Raw genomic sequence first — 17,776 nt, 5'->3', positions numbered from 1 at the left:
ATTGCGGCATTTTATATCATAACTTTAAAAACACTATCTGAAAAAAGAGTGAATAACTAAAAAATGGTGATCAAAGTTAGGTGTATTATTTTAATGCTTACAGACCTAAACTATTCCCCTATTTATAATCTATTGATTCATATTTTATGAAATTAATCAGTAGATATCGTTCTGAAAAGCCTTGATAATACGCTGTTTTTAGTCCAACTGAAACCCATACTTTCCAAACCAGGCTTGAAAAAAGCTCGTAAAGCTAGCCAGTTCTCTAAACGTTAATTCGTTGCTGGACAGCAGAATACAAACGAAAACACTTTGCATCTTGCAAGGTGTTTTTTTCTATGAGAACTGGCGGTGCGCAATTAGGATAGCTCTAGCGACTTTAGTCGCGTAGAGATATGCTATGCACAGTTGCCCCAAGAAAACAAGCGAAGCGATGTTTGATTGGATGGCAACCACTGCACTCAAAACGTTAATTCGAAAGAATTACTATACTTACAAAGAGCACCTTTCGGGGTGTTCTTTTTGTATATTCATAGTAAATTGTGACAGTTGATGTAGTTGTTGTGGCTTCAGCTACTTGCAAATAGGGCTGCAATTTGATGGAGTTAATTACGTCTAATTTTTAATTGACAGGTTATATGATCATCATCTTAAAATGATTTGATTTTCTTATGTTTTTATATGAGGATAACTGAACTTTTGAAAATAGAATATGATGGATATTGATAGACGACACTTATTTGCTACTTCCTTTTATATAAGAAATTATTGCTGGTACATTAGTTGAAATAGAGGTTTAAGGGATTCTTATATTTTGTCAGGATTTCTTATAAATGTTGGCTATAAATTAATAATTCTGTCAATGGCCCCAGTTTCTATTAGATTATTAGTTGTTATAAAATATTTGCAATTATCTTTACGTAGTGCTATAATCAAGGAAATAATATAGTGACTATAATTAAAGGAGCTGCGCAATGAGACACAATTTTTTTGAAACAAAAGAACGTTTTTCTATCCGAAAGTATTCTATCGGAGTTGCTTCTGTTTTATTATCGACATTATTTTTTGCTGGTGGAACTGTTTTTGCTGATGAGATGAAGGATACAGTTGAAGTACAAAGTTCAATCGTGGCGGAAAGTAATGATACCAGAGTTGATAAAATTCAACAAGATGATAGTGAAAAAAGCGACTTAACGAAAATAGAGAAAAACGAGAATTCACAAAGTGATACTGTAGCAACTACTGATGAAAGTCCTATACCGACTGAATCTACTCCCGTGTCTTCAACAATTCATACAAGCAACTCTGAGTCTGTTCTAGGTGGGGAGGAAAGTGTGGAAGCTCAATCTTCAGTAAAACGAGTGCGTTCTAAAAGAGAGGTGTCTTCGTTAACTGAAGATAGTGCAACAACATTCGTTAAAACAGGTGATACGATTACAGTTCAAAACCCAAACGTTGAGGTAAATTTTCCAAATGGTAATAGTTTATATGCTCCAGCCGAAACTGTGCTACATATGGAACTGCCTGATGAATTAGAAATTAAACAAAATGATAAAATTGTTGTGGATATTCCAGACGCAATCAGAATTCCTACAAGTCTTCATTATGATGTGACTGGACCAAGTGGAGAAGTTATCGGAAATGCTTTTCTTGATTCAGTCAAAAATAAAGTAGTTACAACTTTTACAGATTACTTTGAGAAGAATAAGATTTCAAAACAATTTACTTTAACGTTTAGTACGGGATGGAAATCATATGTCAAACCAAGTGTTCCAACAGAGCTTAATTTTAGCGGTCGAAAAATTACAGTAACAGTGGGACCAGAGACTGCACCAGTACCAGTAGAAAAAACAAAGGTTACAAAGTACGGAGAAGCAGTTACTGGACATCCAGAATTAATTCGATGGACTATTCGTCTTAATTCTGGAAGCCTAGTAGCACCACAAATTTTAACAAATTACCAATTGATTGATACTCTACCAGATGATCAAGAGTTGGTTCAGGATGGGGATCCAGTATTAAATGAATTTGATGCAAATACAAAAGCAACATGGAGGTTGGGGCATGCGACGGATATTCCTTCCGACCATGTAGATTTGTGGAATGGAAAAGCTCTGAGAGCTGAAAAGGTTCAATCAATTTCGCCGTGGGTATCTAAAGGGAATGCGATTCAATTGCTAGAGAATATTAAAGAAAGTTCAAATGGATTTTCGTTTAAGATAGCACAATTGAATGAATTGGTTTACGTTCGTTATATGACTAGGCTGAAGCAAGTTCCAAATACAAATGAAGAGCTCCAACAACAGCATGGAAATGATATTAAAATTACTTACAACAGTGGAGAGGAACAGAGCTATCAGGCTACTTTTGCCTTTAAGGCCGATGGATCTGGATCTGCGACGAAAGCAAAGAAACCAGCAAGGGTTGATTTATCATTTACAAAACAATTGGATGGAAGAAAGCTGAAAGCTGGAGAATTCACTTTTAATTTAATTGATCAAACAGGTCAAGTGGTTGATTCTCAAACGAATGATAGTTTCGGTCATATTACTTTCATTCCACAGTTATTTAACCATGCTGGTGTTTACCACTACACAGTTGAAGAGACTCCAGGAACGCTGACTGGTATCAATTACGATAGGATGAAAGCTGAAGTGACCATCACGGTAAATGATAACGGTGATTCCTACGTAGCTCAAACAACTATGCCAGCTGATACCGAGTTCAACAATACCTTCACACCATCTCCTGTTAAAGTAAACCTGGAATTCAATAAAGCGCTTTCGAATGGCAATTTGAATGCAGGTGATTTCAGCTTTACGATAACTGGTGATAATAATGTGAATGAAACTGTGACCAACAAGGCTGATGGGAAAATTAATTTCAGCGAATTGTCATTCGATCAAGTGGGTGTCTACAACTATACTGTAAAAGAAGTGAAAGGTGACAAAACTGATGTAGACTACGATGATATGACCATTGCAGTGAAGGTGACTGTCACAAAAGATGAGGATTCAGGCCAGTTAACTGCGAAAACAGAGATAAATTCGACAGGTGGTGAAGCAACTGGTACTGATGACATAACTTTCAATAACCATGTTGTAGCGCCAGTAACAGCACAATTTGACTTTAGTAAAGCTCTTGCAGGACGTACCCTAAAAGATGGTGAATTCAGCTTCGTCTTAAAAGATGAGAATGGTAGAGTTCTTCAAACGAAAAAGAATGACGCCGATGGTAAAGTTGCCTTCGATGCACTAATGTATAAGAATAATGAAGTTGGTGTTCATAAGTACACCGTAGAGGAAGTCGCTGGTTCAGAAGCCGGAATGACCTATGACCCAATGAAGGCAGAGGTGACAGTGACTGTAACGAAAGATGGCCATACTCTTACAGCGATCAAAGCCCTTCCAACGGATACCGAGTTCAATAATACCTTCACACCGACAGCGACAAGTGCCCAATTTAATTTCACTAAGAAATTGGAAGGTAAATCCCTTGAAGCTGATGCCTTTACCTTTGAATTACTTGAAAATGGCAATGTGATTCAAACAAAGAAGAATGCGGCTGACGGAACGATTCAGTTTGATGCTATTTCATATGATAAAGAAGGGACTCACACCTACACTGTTCGTGAAGTAGCAGGAACAGATACAGACATTGACTATGATAGCATGACTACCACAGTTATAGTAACTGTTACGAAAGACGCTACTACAGGCCTTTTAAGTACTAAGACTGAAATGACTTCAACAGGTGGTGAAGCAACTGGAGCTGATGACACAATTTTCAATAATTACTTTGTAGCTCCAGTTAAAGCACAGTTCAACTTCACCAAGAAATTGGAAGGTCGTGAATTGAAGGCTGGTGAATTCAGCTTTGTTCTTAAGGATGAAAAAGGAAATGTGATCGAAACAGTAACGAATAATGCGGATGGTAAAATCCAATTTTCACCTCTTACATTTAAACGTGGTGAAGAAGGTACTTATGTTTATCATGTAGAAGAAGTGAAAGGTACTGAAGCTGGTGTCATTTTTGATCACATGATCGCTACTGTAAGTATCACAGTGAAGAAAGATGGTAAAGTGTTGACAGCGACGACTCAGTTACCAGAAGATACAGAGTTTAACAATACTGTTATTCCGCCAACACCGCCAACACCGCCAACACCGCCAACACCGCCAACACCGCCAACACCGCCAACACCGCCAACACCGCCAACACCACCAACACCACCAACACCGCCAACATCACCAACATCACCAACGCCACCAGCTCCGGCACTCCCTGAAACTGGTGAAGTACAATCAGCATCTGCTGTATTGTTAGGTGCTGCACTTGGTATGGTTGGCCTTGTGGGGATTGTGAAACGCAAAAAAGTTGAAGATTAAAGTTGATATGATCCCTATAAATTAATTAAAGAGTCAAAAATGGATGTTCATATTTGAAAATCTATATTATACAGTTTTCTAATCTTTGATTAATAGAGATATATCAACGTTTATAGACATTCAAGAGAACTCTCTTGGATGTCTTTTTTTGTTTCGCTTAAACATTTTAAAACGATGGGAAACCGCATAATAGCAGTACTTATCAGAGTTTCATCGTGTAGTCGTCAAATATCTAAAGCTGCGATATTACTATTTTTGAGAAGGTTTGTATGCATTCTAAATGCACCAAAAATGGTTCATTTTTTATGCTATAATAGGAAATAATTAAAGCAGTGCTTTTTTCTTGGAGAGGATATTAAAGTATAACATCAATAGATGATCTAACCAAATTTGGGCCTGCAAAGATTGGTGATATTTTACAAAATCGTCAATTTCGATAGACTGAATAGACTGTATCAGAGAGAAGTGTAAGTTTTTATGCAGTGAGGATTTAAGGTACACAGTAAGGGAAATGTATGAGAAAAATTTTAATTGGGCTAACTCCACCTACCTGTTTGATAGCTGATCTAGTAAGTTACCATATAAGCAAAGATGGACTTCTAAATGTCAGAGTCCTACGTCCATTCAATAGAATAACAAACATGACAAAGAACACCCTTCGGGGGTGTTCTTTTTGTATAACTGAATTTGAAGCAAATATAAAACCACCCTATCTTCCACGGTCAAACATGACTGTAGAAAATAGAGTGGATCTAGGATGTTAAAGACTATTTGTCGTCTTTATGAAAGATATTTTTAACGCCCTTGATCGCTCCTTCAACAGCTTCTTTTGCATCTTCAGCAACTTCTTTTGCTTTTGAAGCAACTTTTTCAGCAGTGCCTTCAGCTTCTGTTTTTGTATCGCCGGTTAATTTACCAAGGCCTTCTTTAACAGAGCCTTTTACTTGGTTCAATTTTTCTTCTAATGACATAGCGTCACCTCCATGAAGTTAGTCGTTTATTTCTCTGAATGCAATACTGTTGATTTTAAAAAATAAAAAATATTTGTCTCAGATTAGAATGAGTATATTCTTTTTAAAATAGAAAGTCAAATTTTTGCTACGGCTAAAAAACAGGATCGCTTTCCGGTCACGAATAATGACCGACTAATAAGTCACGATATTTCGTTTTTCCGGCAAAGATTTGAAACAAAAGAAGCAAAAAACTTTTCTGTCTCCATTGAATTAAATGGTATAATGGTCGTGAATGGAGACATTGTAACGCTGTTTTTTGAAAAAGAGAAGATGAACATGAAAAGAATCCTCACAACCTCCCCTGTTATCAGTACGATAGCTCTAATCTGTTTGTTGCTAGCTCTATTGACTTCCTTTTATAGGGATGCTATGTATGACCTATTGGCTTTTCATTCAAAGCCGGTCTATGGTTGGCAATATGTTAGTGGGACCCTGATGCACGGTAGTAAAGGAGCCCCAATCTGGTTTTTATGGGTTCATTTGTTGTTAAATGGACTCATGATCCTTCCCTTCGGAGGACTGTTAGAAAGAAAAAGAGGCTCCAGACAAGTCTTGCTCGTTTTTGTGACAGCGACAGTCTTCTCTTCCATCGTTTTTCACCTCTTAACCCAGGGGCAGGACATTCAGGCAACAGGGATCTCTGCTGTCGGCTACGCCTTTGTAACCGGAGGGATTATGCTCCTGCCAAACGTGTGGAAAGAATTTTCACGCACCGTAAAATGGCTTTATCTATTCTTAATTTTTCTATCTGGGCTCATGCTCTTACCAGCAATCACCGGATGGATCTCAACGCTATTGCATCTTTCAGGGATTGTGAGTTATCTATTGGTCTTTATAGGAAGTAAAGGCTTGAGGGGGAGGAGCTAACTATTAAGACGGCTCCTCAGTAAGGTTTTCATCGTACTTCCTTGACTCTTCCTCTACCAGGCCGTATAATATTCTATATTAATGAAGAAATCACCTTTTGTCATTGTGCAAAGGGTGATTTTATAACGGTAAAAAGGAGACACAATGGGGTATATCTCTACTATTAAAACAGCTGTTCAGCTCTTTCCTTTTCTGGCATTTTTGCTGACCTTGCCCTACATGATTTTGAATTATCGAAAATATGGTTCGGTCAATAAATTGCGGGTGCTGATTTTCTATTCTTTTATGCTTTACTTGATGACGGTCTATCTGCTGGTGATCTTGCCTCTGCCGGATCCAAGTAAGATTCATACTAGCTACTCAGAAATGGTCAATCTTCATCCCTTTGCTTTTGTGGTGGATTTTTTCAAGGAGAGCCCCTTTGATCTAGCGCAGACTGGTACTTGGATTCAAGCCCTTAAGCATCCAACTTTTTATGTGCCTGCCTTTAATGTTCTGATGTTGATTCCTTTTGGGATGTATCTACGCTATTATTTCAAGTGTGGTTTTAAGAAAACGATTCTTCTGACAGCCCTCTTTAGTCTCTTTTTGGAGCTGACCCAGTTATCAGGTCTCTATTTTCTGTATCCGGGTCCTTACCGCCTAGCAGATGTCGATGATATTATTCAAAATACCACCGGTGGTGGAGTGGGTTATCTGCTCGGTTGGTTCCTGGTATGGTTATTGCCAACACGAGACGAAATTGACGAGCATTCTTTCCGAGTAGGGACCAGAGTATCTGGTTTTCGGATGGGTCTTGCCTTCTTGATCGACTTTGTGATGCTATCCTTGCTTTACGCGGTAATCGAGCGTTTAGAGACGATTCCTTATGTAGCGGTTTTGGCTGTTTATTTTGCCTTGATTCCTTTGTGGCGGGGCAAGACCTTGGGAATGGCTTTACTGAAATTCCGCTTGCGTTTTGACAAGCAAAAATGGCTTCGCACCATCTGGCGAGGAATCCTAGTGGTAGGCTATTTCTACTGGATTCCCCAAGGGTTGTTCTATTTGATCTCGCTTTTGAATCAGGATTTGACGGATAATTCCCTTTTGACTCTATCTATGATTTTATTGCTCTTCTTTGTGCTCTTATTGTACCTGATCCTCACCCTTGCCATCATCTTGCTCAGTCGTCGCTTTCCGTTTGACCGTCTAGCTGGAGCCGAGTATGAGAGTACCGTGCGCGTGAAGAAAGAGCTCTTAAAGGATGAAACTGAATCGTCAAAATAGAGAGAGTGGGACAGTAATCGGTAATTCGTTAGAATTCGATTTCGTCGTCTCACCTCCGCACAGTTGAGTAGGGCTGTAAAAGCTGATGAAATCAGCGTAGTAGAGCCCACTAAACCACTGCGTCTTACTCGACAATCCAAAAACAATTAAGAGGATAGGACTTTTGTCCCAGCCTCTCTATTTTTTATACACGTAAAAATATCCGAACGTTCCCAGTTGAGAAGGGCGATTTTAAGGGGATTGTGCTACAATGGAAGCAAATAGATAGAATGGAGCAGTGAAATGAAAGCAATTATTACAGTCGTTGGTAAAGACCAAAAAGGAATCGTAGCGGGTGTTGCAACGAAAGTGGCAGAATTAGGACTCAATATCGATGATATCTCTCAAACCGTATTGGATGAATACTTTACCATGATGGCGGTCGTATCGTCAGATGAGAAAAAAGATTTCACACAGCTTCGTTCAGAGTTGGAAGAATTCGGTCAGTCTCTGCATGTGAAAATCAATATCCAAAGCGCAGCGATTTTTGATGCCATGCACAATTTGTAAGATAGGGGTTGAGAATTTATGGACATTAAACAGGTAACAGAAACCATTGCCATGATTGAGGAGCAGAACTTCGATGTTCGGACCATCACCATGGGGATCTCCCTTCTAGATTGTATTGATCCGGATATCGAAAAGGCAGCTGAAAAAGTCTACCATAAGATTGTGACAAAGGCCAAAGATTTGGTGGCTGTTGGGGATGAGATTGCGGCAGAACTTGGCATTCCCATTGTGAATAAGCGGGTTTCGGTCACTCCGATTTCTATTATCGGAGCCGCAACAGATGCGACAGATTATGTACCCTTTGCCAAGGCACTAGATCGTGCGGCCAAAGAAGTTGGGGTCAACTTTATCGGTGGTTTCTCAGCCCTTGTTCAAAAAGGCTACCAAAAAGGGGATGAAATCCTCATTAATTCCATTCCTCGCGCCCTTGCAGAGACGGATTTTGTCTGCTCTTCAGTTAATATTGGATCGACCAAGACGGGGATCAATATGACCGCTGTCCGAGACATGGGCCGTATCATTAAAGAAGCATCCCAAGCAGATCCAATGGGGCCTGGTAAGCTCGTAGTTTTTGCCAATGCAGTAGAAGATAATCCTTTTATGGCGGGTGCCTTCCACGGTGTCGGTGAAGCGGATGTTGTCATCAACGTTGGGGTTTCAGGACCTGGTGTCGTCCAACGGGCGATTGAAAAAGTTCCGGGAGCAAGCTTTGATGTATTGGCTGAAACAGTCAAGAAGACAGCTTTCAAAATCACTCGTGTCGGCCAATTGGTAGGTCAAATGGCTAGTGAACGCCTAGGAGTAGAGTTTGGAATTGTCGACTTGTCTCTCGCACCAACGCCAGCTGTTGGGGATTCGGTTGCCCGCGTCCTCGAAGCGATGGGGCTTGAAGTAGTAGGAACCCACGGAACTACCGCAGCCTTAGCTTTACTCAATGACCAGGTGAAAAAAGGTGGAATCATGGCTTGTAACCAAGTCGGTGGTTTGTCAGGTGCCTTCATTCCGGTCTCAGAAGATGAAGGGATGATTGCGGCGGTCCAATCAGGTCATATCAACCTGGAAAAATTGGAAGCCATGACAGCTATCTGCTCCGTCGGTCTGGATATGATTGCCATCCCAGCTGATACTCCAGATACAACCATTGCGGCCATGATTGCCGATGAAGCAGCTATCGGGGTGATCAACCAAAAGACAACAGCCGTTCGGATTATTCCTTATGGAAAAGAAGGCGATATGTTAGAGCTCGGTGGACTTCTTGGGTCTGCTCCGGTAATGAAGGTCAACAAAGCTTCATCAGCTGACTTTATTGCCCGTGGTGGTCAAATTCCAGCTCCAGTTCATAGCTTTAAAAACTAATAGAAATCTAGTATAATAGTAGAAAATAGAAAAGTCTGTGATGATAAAACTCCAGACTTTTTTCTTGCAAAAGGAGACAAGATGGCTAAAACAAGATTATTTGTGATTCGTCATGGGAGAACCATGTTTAATACCATTGGCCGTGCTCAAGGTTGGTCAGATACACCCTTGACAGCAGAAGGAGAACGAGGGATTCAAGCTCTAGGAATCGGCTTGCGTGAGTCCGGTTTGGAGTTTACTCGAGCTTATTCCAGTGATTCAGGCCGTGCCATTCAGACCATGGGGATCATTCTTGATGAATTGGGCTTGAAAGACCAGATTCCTTATCGCTTTGACAAACGGATCCGCGAGTGGTGTTTTGGTAGCTTTGATGGGGCATACGGTGGAGAACTCTTTCACGGTGTCGTGCCACGCGTGCTGGATGTAGAAGACTATAAGACTTTGACCTTGGAAGACTTGGCCAATGGAATTTGCCAAGTGGACACAGCAAATTGGGCTGAACCATGGGAAGTCTTGAAAAACCGAATCCTAGAAGGTTTTGAAGCCATTGCCAAAGAAGTAGAAGAAAATGGTGGAGGCAATGCCTTGGTGGTCAGCCATAGTTGGACCATTCAGACCCTGGTCTGCTTGATCGAAGGAAAACCAAATCTTAATCTGCCTCTTTCAAACGGTAGTGTAACCCTTGTAGAATATGAAGATGGGAAATTGACGGTTAAGGGGTTCGGAGATAGCAGTTACCGTGAGGTCGGTGAAAGCTTGCAAGAATCCTAGTCCGTCCTGAAAGGCTGACCCCTTTGGTCATGGCCTTTTCTTTTTCTCAAAACTTGTAAGAGCTTTCCTACTTTCTTTTTGCAAAAAATGATATAATGAAAGAGATACATACGGAGGTAATACAATGACAAAAACCAGATTATATATTGCTCGTCATGGAAAAACCATGTTTAATACCATTGGACGGGCACAGGGCTGGTCAGACACTCCGCTGACAGAAGCAGGAGAACGTGGAATTCGAGAATTAGGACTTGGTCTCAAGGAAGCTGGGCTTTCTTTTGAAGAGGCTGTTTCGAGTGATTCTGGACGCACCATTCAAACCATGGGAATTATTCTTCAAGAACTTGGTCTGACAGGAAAAATCCCTTATCGTTATGACAAACGGATCCGCGAGTGGTGTTTTGGTAGTTTTGACGGTGCTTATGATGGTGATCTCTTTATGGGGGTCTTACCTCGTGTCTTTAAGGTCGATGATTTCCATCAGTTGAGCCTGATGGAGTTAGCAGAAGGAATCGTCGAAGTGGATACCACTGGTTGGGCTGAATCCTGGGGAGCCTTGAGTAGTCGGATCAAAGAAGGTTTTGAAGCCATCGCAAAAGAGGTAGAAGCAGCTGGCGGTGGCAATGCTATTGTGGTCAGCCATGGTATGACGATTACGACCTTGATTTATCTCATCGATCCTAAGGCTGTCGAAGAATTAGTCTTGGACAACGGAAGCGTGACGGTTTTGGCCTATAAAGATGGTGCCTTTCATATTGAAAAGATTGGGGATCTGTCCTATCGTAAGGTGGGAGCAAAACTTCTAGAGGGTGGCCATGACGAATAAGTATAGACGCGCACGAAAAAAACGTAAGAAGTGGTGGCCTTACCTATTGAGTTTCTTTCTTCTTGTGGTCCTTGGATCGGGAATTGGTGTTTACTTAGCCAAGCCGAGCTTGTTTTCAGGGCTTCAGTTTTGGAAGGCTAAAAAAACAGCTGTAACGACTCCCTCTTCTTCTAAGAAAAAGAAAGAAAAATCAGATTTACCAGCCGTTTCGACCAAAGACTGGCAGTTGATCTTGGTCAATCGTGATAATGTGAAGCCTGAGCTGAACCCACAATTGACAGATGTGGATGCTATCAAAGTGGATAGTCGGATTGTAGAACCAACTCGTCAATTCTTAGAAGCGGCTCGAAAAATTGCCCCAGAAGAAACCTTGATATCAGGCTATCGAAGTGTGGCCGAGCAAACAGAGCTCTATAATGAGCGTGTTGCGCAACTAGAGGCTAGTGGTCTTTCGCACGAAGAAGCTGAAAAGCAGGTGCAGACCCAGGTACAGGTCCCTGGTGCGAGTGAACACCAGACGGGGCTTGCGATTGATATGAGTGTCGAAGCTGGTCAAAGTGATGAGTTGGGCATGCAGCTGGCTGCCATCGCACCGCAATATGGCTTTGTCCTTCGCTACCCAGATGGGAAGAGCAACATCACGGGTGTGAATTTTGAGAATTGGCATTTCCGTTATGTTGGCGTAGAAAACGCTCAGTATATGGCCAACCATCAGCTAGTGTTGGAAGAATATATTCAACTCTTGAAAAAAGCTGGCAAATAAGAGGAGATTCATTTCTCTAGGTCTTAAGAATGATTTTTAGCACTCTTTAAAAAAGAGTGCTAATTTTTTGGTTTTTTCTCTTGACTTTCTTTTGGATGGGTGTATAATAGAATCATGGTTTAGCACTTGAGTGTTTAGAGTGCTAAAAAATGAAAGAGAGGTGAGGTCATGGTTACAGAACGTCAAAATGAGATTCTTAATCTTGTCGTTGATATCTTTACCAAGACCCACGAACCAGTCGGTTCAAAAGCGCTACAAGATGTGATTCAATCCAGTAGTGCGACCATTCGAAACGACATGGCTGCCCTCGAAAAACAAGGCTTACTAGAAAAGGCCCACACTTCGAGTGGCCGCATGCCTAGCCAAGCTGGTTTTCAATATTTTGTTCAGAACTCGCTTGATCTAGAGTTGATTGATGAACAGGATGTCTACCAGGTGGTGAAAGCCTTTGATTTCGAAGCCTTTAAGTTAGACGATATCTTGGATGCTACGGCCAAGTTGCTAGCCCAGATGACGGGTTACACCGCAGTGATTCAGGATGTGGAGCCGACACGTCAGCGCTTGACCGGTTTTGAGATTGTTCCATTGTCCAATCACGATGCCTTAGCGGTGTTGACCTTGGAAGAATCAAAGCCTGTCACCGTCCAGTTTGCCATTCCAAAGAATTTCTTAACCAGTGACTTGGAAATCTTCCACCAGCTGGTTCAAGAACGCTTCATTGGAAATACGGTTTTGGATATCCACTACCGCTTGCGAACGGAGATTCCACAGATTGTACAGCGCTATTTCAAGACGACAGACAATGTGCTGGATCTCTTTGATTACGTCTTCTCGCAACTGTTTCAAGAACTGGTCTTTGTAGAAGGAAAGGTTTCATCCTTAACCTACGCCGATCTTCAGACCTATCAGTTCTTAGATAATCCCCAACACGTAGCCTTGGAGTTACGAGGGGGAATGCCAGAAGACCAAATGACCCAGATCCTGGTTGCGGAATCCCAAGAGAAGGCTTTGAAAAATGTGACGGTCATTAGTCACAAGTTCCTGGTTCCTTATCGTGGGATGGCCCTCATGCATGTGATCGGTCCCGTAGAGATGGACTACAGGCGTGTGATTAGCCTGGTCAATGTCATCGGCCGGGTACTGGTTATGAAGTTGACGGATTACTACCGTTACCTCAACAGCAACCATTATGAAGTAAATTAAGACCAAATGAAAGGGGTGTATGCCTTGACAGAAGATATCAAAAAAGAAGACGTGAAAGAAGAGGAAGTTGCCCAAACAACCGAAGAAGTTGTAGAGGAGTCCAACCAACCTTCTGAGTTAGAAGAAGCACAAGCGCGTGCCGAGGAATTTGAAAACAAATACCTTCGTGCTCATGCAGAAATGCAAAACATTCAGCGCCGTGCCAATGAAGAACGTCAACAATTACAAAAATACCGTAGCCAAGATTTGGCAAAAGCGATCTTACCATCACTGGACAACCTCGAACGTGCCCTTGCCGTCGAAGGGTTGACAGATGATGTGAAGAAGGGCTTGGAAATGGTCCAAGAAAGTTTGGTACATGCTCTGAAAGAAGAAGGAATCGAAGAGATTCCAGCGGACGGAGCCTTTGACCATAACTACCACATGGCCATCCAAACCTTACCTGCAGATGACGAACATCCAGCAGACACCATCGCACAAGTCTTCCAAAAAGGCTACAAACTCCATGACCGCATCCTGCGCCCAGCCATGGTAGTAGTATATAACTAGGCTACCTTGTCCGAAACGACACTAAACTATGAAAGAAAGATAAAACGCAAGCCGGAGGCTTGCAAGGAAGATATTTCCCGCCGTGGTGAAAGTTTCAGTAGCTTGTGCTACTGAAATAGGGGATTTTTGAGACAGTAGGCTCAAAAATAAGTGATGAAATCCCGAAGGGAGTTGCTCACGTCGTCACCACTTAAGGGAAATATCAAAAAGAAAAAAAGAAGATAAAACTTAAGGAGAAAAACATATGTCTAAAATTATCGGTATTGACTTAGGTACAACAAACTCAGCAGTAGCAGTTCTTGAAGGAACTGAATCAAAAATTATCGCAAACCCAGAAGGTAACCGCACAACTCCATCTGTTGTGTCATTCAAAAACGGTGAAATCATCGTTGGTGATGCTGCAAAACGTCAAGCAGTCACAAACCCAGATACGATCATCTCTATCAAATCTAAGATGGGTACTTCTGAAAAAGTTTCTGCAAACGGTAAAGAATATACACCACAAGAAATTTCAGCTATGATTCTTCAATACTTGAAAGGTTACGCTGAAGATTACCTTGGTGAAAAAGTAACGAAAGCAGTTATCACAGTTCCAGCTTACTTCAACGATGCGCAACGTCAAGCAACTAAAGACGCTGGTAAAATCGCTGGTCTTGAAGTAGAACGTATCGTCAACGAACCAACAGCAGCAGCCCTTGCTTATGGTTTGGATAAGACTGATAAAGAAGAAAAAATCTTGGTATTCGACCTTGGTGGTGGTACATTCGACGTATCTATCCTTGAATTGGGTGATGGTGTCTTTGATGTATTGGCAACTGCAGGGGATAACAAACTCGGTGGTGACGACTTTGACCAAAAAATCATCGACTACATGGTTGAAGAATTCAAGAAAGAAAATGGTATCGACTTGTCAACAGACAAGATGGCGCTTCAACGTTTGAAAGACGCAGCTGAAAAAGCGAAGAAAGACCTTTCTGGTGTGACTTCAACTCAAATCAGCTTGCCATTCATCACTGCAGGCGCTGCTGGACCTCTTCACTTGGAAATGACCTTGACTCGTGCAAAATTCGACGATTTGACTCGTGACCTTGTAGAACGTACGAAAACTCCAGTTCGCCAAGCCCTTTCAGATGCAGGTTTGAGCTTGTCAGATATCGACGAAGTGATCCTTGTCGGTGGTTCAACTCGTATTCCTGCCGTTGTTGAAGCAGTTAAGGCTGAAACTGGTAAAGAACCAAATAAATCAGTGAACCCTGACGAAGTTGTGGCTATGGGTGCTGCGATCCAAGGTGGTGTGATCACTGGTGATGTGAAAGACGTTGTCCTTCTTGACGTAACACCATTGTCACTTGGTATCGAAACAATGGGTGGAGTCTTCACAAAACTCATCGACCGCAACACAACCATTCCAACATCTAAATCACAAGTCTTCTCAACTGCAGCAGACAACCAACCAGCCGTTGATATCCACGTTCTTCAAGGGGAACGCCCAATGGCAGCAGATAACAAGACTCTTGGACGCTTCCAATTGACTGATATCCCAGCTGCACCTCGTGGTATCCCACAAATTGAAGTAACATTTGACATCGACAAGAACGGTATCGTATCTGTTAAAGCAAAAGATCTTGGAACTCAAAAAGAACAAACAATTGTGATCCAATCAAACTCAGGTTTGACAGACGAAGAAATCGACCGCATGATGAAAGATGCAGAAGCAAACGCTGAAGCAGATAAGAAACGTAAAGAAGAAGTGGATCTTCGTAACGAAGTAGACCAAGCTATCTTTGCGACTGAAAAAACCATCAAAGAAACTGAAGGCAAAGGCTTTGATGCAGAACGTGACGCAGCTCAAGCAGGACTTGATGATCTTAAGAAAGCTCAAGAATCAGGTAACCTTGAAGAAATGAAAGCGAAACTTGAAGCCTTGAACGAAAAAGCACAAGCATTGGCTGTTAAACTCTACGAACAAGCCGCAGCAGCGCAACAAGCCCAAGCAGGAGCAGAAGGCGCACAAGCATCAGGCAACGCAGGTGATGACGTCGTAGACGGAGAGTTTACGGAAAAGTAAAACAATCCAGTGGATTGTTTTAGCGGAACCTCCTGAAATAAAGAAAGGTTCCGAGATTTGAGGATTCCTTTAAGCCGAAACTCAATTCAGCCTAACTAGTAAATGATAAAAAGAAATCCAGAGGTTGCAACCCAGCCTCTGTTTTTCGGTAAAATAGAGGATGTTGCCTATGAAAAAAGTACTTTGTATCATTTATCCTAATTTTTCTCTTTATGAGATAACCGCTTTAACAAGTACTTTAGCTCTGTCTTTTGATAGTACGATTGATTATGCCGCTTCAGATCATTCGATGGTGGTCTCTGAGGATGGCTTGCCCTGTCAACCGACCAAAACACTAGATCAAATCTGTATAGAAGAGTATTCTTGTGTGATTTTGCCAGGAATGGTCAATATAGGGCCTGCCCTACAAGATGAGAAATTGATTTCGTTCTTGAGGGACCTTGGTGAGCAAGATATCCTCATTGCAGCCATTTCTTCAGCACCTCTTTTATTAGCGAAAGCAGGTCTGTTGAAGGACACGAAATTTACAGGTGGAATTTGGCAAAACTTCTTTGACTATTTTGAATTTCTTCCACGTGAGAATTTCCAACCGAAAGTGCTTGTGCAAGATAAACAGATCATTACGGCTATCGGTTTTGCCCATCAAGAGTTTGCAAGAAGAGTGATTCTAAGTTTAGGCTTGGAAGAGAATACGGACAACTATTTTAAAGAACAAAACGACTACTCAGAAGAGGATTTGATATTTACTCTATCGGACAAAGAGTTTGATCAAGTAAAGCGAAGCATAGAAAATGCCCTCTAAAGATTACATGAAAATTATAGAAAGGAACAAAGAGTGTTCGGGGAATTGAACCCGAGCGGAAAGCTTGGAAATTAGATAAACCGCCTAAGAAATCAGGATTTCTTGTCGGTTTCCTAAATTTCAGTCGCTTTCTGTTCGCTCTTAGTATCTTGTATGAACAATACTGAATTTTATGACCGTTTGGGCGTTTCAAAGAATGCATCTCAAGATGAGATCAAGAAAGCCTATCGGAAATTATCTAAAAAATATCACCCAGATATCAACAAGGAGCCTGGTGCTGAGGTAAAGTACAAGGAAGTTCAAGAAGCTTATGAGACTTTGAGTGACGAGCAAAAACGGGCTGCTTATGACCAATATGGTGCTGCGGGTGCCAATGGTGGCTTCGGTGGCGGAGCAGGTGGTTTTGGTGGCTTTGATGGTGCTGGTTTTGGTGGCTTTGAAGATATCTTCTCTAGTTTCTTTGGTGGTGGTGCAAGTCGTAATCCGAATGCACCTCGTCAAGGGGATGACCTCCAATACCGCGTCAATCTCAAGTTTGAAGAAGCGATTTTTGGTGCAGAAAAAGAAGTCAAGTACCATCGGGAAGCTAGCTGTCATACCTGTCATGGTTCTGGGGCTAAGCCAGGGACTAGTCCGGTAACCTGTGGACGCTGTCATGGTTCTGGGGTCATCAATGTGGATACGCAAACCCCTCTTGGGATGATGCGCCGTCAAGTGACCTGTGATGTCTGTCATGGTCGTGGTCAAGAAATCAAAGATCCATGTACGACTTGTCGTGGAACAGGTCATGAAAAACAAGCCCATAGCGTGAACGTCAAGATTCCTGCAGGAGTTGAAACGGGTCAACAAATCCGCTTAGCTGGTCAAGGAGAAGCTGGCTTTAACGGTGGACCATACGGGGACTTGTATGTTGTTGTCAATGTTGAGCCGAGCGACCGCTTCGAACGAGATGGCTCAACCATCTACTATAAGTTAGATTTGAACTTTGTCCAAGCAGCTCTTGGAGATACGGTCCATGTGCCAACTGTTCATGGAGATGTCGATTTGGTCATTCCTGAAGGAACCCAAACCGGTAAGAAATTCCGCCTCCGTGGAAAAGGGGCTCCAAGCTTACGTGGTGGTGCCATGGGAGATCAATATGTATCTGTCAATGTCGTCACCCCAACTGGTTTAAATGACAAGCAAAAAGAAGCCCTTCAAGCCTTTGCGGAAGCAAGTGATTTGAAGGTCAACCCAAAGAAAAAAGGGTTCTTTGACAAGGTCAAAGATGCTTTAGATGATTTATAAAAATGAACGAGTTTCCTTTTGAGTAAGGAGCTCGTTTTATTTTGGATCGAATCCAAGGACTTCCTCTC

The 17,776-nt window shown here is 41.8% G+C and carries 14 protein-coding genes; 13 read left to right on the top strand and 1 reads right to left on the bottom strand.

Annotated features, from left to right (window positions below):
* Positions 1 to 974: 974 nt before the first annotated feature.
* On the top strand, positions 975 to 4,388 hold the full coding sequence (locus SM121_RS00365; protein WP_320910935.1) for a Spy0128 family protein: 3,414 nt from the start codon (positions 975 to 977) through the stop codon (positions 4,386 to 4,388).
* A 767-nt stretch (positions 4,389 to 5,155) separates the two neighbouring features.
* On the opposite strand, the gene SM121_RS00360 is transcribed toward SM121_RS00365, so the two are convergent.
* Entirely contained in the window at positions 5,156 to 5,359 is a 204-nt protein-coding gene (locus SM121_RS00360; protein WP_049489171.1) for a CsbD family protein, read from the bottom strand.
* Between the two features lie 318 nt (positions 5,360 to 5,677).
* Here SM121_RS00360 and SM121_RS00355 point away from each other — a divergent pair, with 318 nt between their 5' ends.
* The 12 genes from SM121_RS00355 to dnaJ all read left to right on the top strand — a co-directional run bounded on the left by SM121_RS00355 (position 5,678) and on the right by dnaJ (position 17,708).
* On the top strand, positions 5,678 to 6,268 hold the full coding sequence (locus SM121_RS00355) for a rhomboid family intramembrane serine protease (RefSeq protein WP_270300084.1): 591 nt from the start codon (positions 5,678 to 5,680) through the stop codon (positions 6,266 to 6,268).
* 144 nt (positions 6,269 to 6,412) lie between these two features.
* Positions 6,413 to 7,534, top strand: a complete 1,122-nt coding sequence (locus SM121_RS00350) for a VanZ family protein (RefSeq protein WP_151379263.1) — start codon at positions 6,413 to 6,415, stop codon at positions 7,532 to 7,534.
* A gap of 282 nt (positions 7,535 to 7,816) precedes the next feature.
* Positions 7,817 to 8,083 carry an ACT domain-containing protein gene (locus SM121_RS00345; RefSeq protein ID WP_003004214.1) on the top strand — a complete coding sequence of 89 codons (267 nt, stop codon included), beginning with the start codon at positions 7,817 to 7,819 and terminating at the stop codon, positions 8,081 to 8,083.
* 18 nt (positions 8,084 to 8,101) lie between these two features.
* Positions 8,102 to 9,439, top strand: coding sequence for a PFL family protein (locus tag SM121_RS00340; protein ID WP_070660752.1), 1,338 nt, complete (start codon positions 8,102 to 8,104; stop codon positions 9,437 to 9,439).
* A gap of 81 nt (positions 9,440 to 9,520) precedes the next feature.
* On the top strand, positions 9,521 to 10,210 hold the full coding sequence (locus SM121_RS00335; RefSeq protein WP_320910934.1) for a histidine phosphatase family protein: 690 nt from the start codon (positions 9,521 to 9,523) through the stop codon (positions 10,208 to 10,210).
* Between the two features lie 124 nt (positions 10,211 to 10,334).
* A complete protein-coding gene (locus SM121_RS00330; RefSeq protein ID WP_201090063.1) occupies positions 10,335 to 11,036 on the top strand; it encodes a histidine phosphatase family protein in 702 nt (233 codons plus the stop codon).
* Positions 11,026 to 11,799 carry a M15 family metallopeptidase gene (locus SM121_RS00325; protein WP_320910933.1) on the top strand — a complete coding sequence of 258 codons (774 nt, stop codon included), beginning with the start codon at positions 11,026 to 11,028 and terminating at the stop codon, positions 11,797 to 11,799. Before SM121_RS00330 ends, SM121_RS00325 begins: the two co-directional genes overlap by 11 nt.
* Before the next feature lie 168 nt (positions 11,800 to 11,967).
* A complete protein-coding gene (gene hrcA / locus SM121_RS00320) occupies positions 11,968 to 13,002 on the top strand; it encodes a heat-inducible transcriptional repressor HrcA (RefSeq protein WP_320910932.1) in 1,035 nt (344 codons plus the stop codon).
* 24 nt (positions 13,003 to 13,026) lie between these two features.
* Positions 13,027 to 13,551 (top strand): nucleotide exchange factor GrpE, encoded by a 525-nt coding sequence (grpE, locus tag SM121_RS00315; RefSeq protein WP_301355021.1) that lies wholly within the window; start codon positions 13,027 to 13,029, stop codon positions 13,549 to 13,551.
* A gap of 244 nt (positions 13,552 to 13,795) precedes the next feature.
* Positions 13,796 to 15,619 (top strand): molecular chaperone DnaK, encoded by a 1,824-nt coding sequence (dnaK, locus tag SM121_RS00310; protein WP_003014055.1) that lies wholly within the window; start codon positions 13,796 to 13,798, stop codon positions 15,617 to 15,619.
* 169 nt (positions 15,620 to 15,788) lie between these two features.
* On the top strand, positions 15,789 to 16,421 hold the full coding sequence (locus tag SM121_RS00305; protein ID WP_303470137.1) for a DJ-1/PfpI family protein: 633 nt from the start codon (positions 15,789 to 15,791) through the stop codon (positions 16,419 to 16,421).
* Between the two features lie 153 nt (positions 16,422 to 16,574).
* A complete protein-coding gene (dnaJ, locus tag SM121_RS00300; RefSeq protein WP_320910931.1) occupies positions 16,575 to 17,708 on the top strand; it encodes a molecular chaperone DnaJ in 1,134 nt (377 codons plus the stop codon).
* Positions 17,709 to 17,776 lie beyond the last annotated feature (68 nt).

Origin of the sequence: Streptococcus sp. S1 (assembly GCF_034137685.1) — a bacterium.
Lineage (GTDB): Bacteria > Bacillota > Bacilli > Lactobacillales > Streptococcaceae > Streptococcus > Streptococcus dentalis.
This window is presented reverse-complemented; position numbering and strand designations above follow the sequence as displayed.

Bases quoted from the DNA above. Each gene is read 5' to 3' on its own strand.
- dnaJ (WP_320910931.1), top strand. From the start codon at position 16,575: ATGAACAATACTGAATTTTATGACCGTTTGGGCGTTTCAAAGAATGCA.
- dnaK (WP_003014055.1), top strand. From the start codon at position 13,796: ATGTCTAAAATTATCGGTATTGACTTAGGTACAACAAACTCAGCAGTA.
- SM121_RS00335 (WP_320910934.1), top strand. From the start codon at position 9,521: ATGGCTAAAACAAGATTATTTGTGATTCGTCATGGGAGAACCATGTTT.
- hrcA (WP_320910932.1), top strand. From the start codon at position 11,968: ATGGTTACAGAACGTCAAAATGAGATTCTTAATCTTGTCGTTGATATC.
- SM121_RS00345 (WP_003004214.1), top strand. From the start codon at position 7,817: ATGAAAGCAATTATTACAGTCGTTGGTAAAGACCAAAAAGGAATCGTA.
- SM121_RS00305 (WP_303470137.1), top strand. From the start codon at position 15,789: ATGAAAAAAGTACTTTGTATCATTTATCCTAATTTTTCTCTTTATGAG.
- SM121_RS00340 (WP_070660752.1), top strand. From the start codon at position 8,102: ATGGACATTAAACAGGTAACAGAAACCATTGCCATGATTGAGGAGCAG.
- SM121_RS00330 (WP_201090063.1), top strand. From the start codon at position 10,335: ATGACAAAAACCAGATTATATATTGCTCGTCATGGAAAAACCATGTTT.
- SM121_RS00325 (WP_320910933.1), top strand. From the start codon at position 11,026: ATGACGAATAAGTATAGACGCGCACGAAAAAAACGTAAGAAGTGGTGG.
- SM121_RS00360 (WP_049489171.1), bottom strand. From the start codon at position 5,359: ATGTCATTAGAAGAAAAATTGAACCAAGTAAAAGGCTCTGTTAAAGAA.
- SM121_RS00365 (WP_320910935.1), top strand. From the start codon at position 975: ATGAGACACAATTTTTTTGAAACAAAAGAACGTTTTTCTATCCGAAAG.
- SM121_RS00350 (WP_151379263.1), top strand. From the start codon at position 6,413: ATGGGGTATATCTCTACTATTAAAACAGCTGTTCAGCTCTTTCCTTTT.
- SM121_RS00355 (WP_270300084.1), top strand. From the start codon at position 5,678: ATGAAAAGAATCCTCACAACCTCCCCTGTTATCAGTACGATAGCTCTA.